We start from the raw sequence: 425 nt of genomic DNA, 5'->3' as shown, positions 1-425 counted from the left end.
AGTAGGTCTACTTTAATCATTTCCGGACGATCTTTCGCGTTATCGTCTTTCCATGTTTTCGTTCCTTCTACTTTTGTTTTGCCAACCTTTGTATTCGTGATGTCATTACCTTTTACTTCTGTTTGATATCCGTCTACTGCTTGTTCTTTCACTTCATACTTATATGCCTTGCCTTCGGCATCGTATGCCGCTAAATCTGTAAACGCATATTTCCATTCGCTTGCTGCGCTTACTTCTTTTGTATCGATTACCTTGCCATTTTGTAGTAGGTCTACTTTAATCATCGTCGGACGATCTTTCGCATTGTCGTCTTTCCACGTCTTTGTTCCTTCTACTTTTGTTTTGCCAACCTTTGTATTCGTGATGTCATTACCTTTTACTTCTGTTTGATATCCGTCTACTGCTTGTTCTTTTACTTCATACTT

General features: G+C 38.8%; 1 protein-coding gene. It reads right to left on the bottom strand.

The genetic code is table 11. The annotated features are described in order from the left end of the window. The coding region (locus AC1DJR_RS33625) for a Cna B-type domain-containing protein (RefSeq protein ID WP_477004636.1) at window positions 1-425 on the bottom strand (425 nt) is incomplete at both ends.

It is taken from the genome of Bacillus sp. 05T31, from assembly GCF_056396725.1.
Note: the sequence above shows the minus strand (reverse complement) of the source record. Positions and strands in the feature narration are given on the sequence as shown.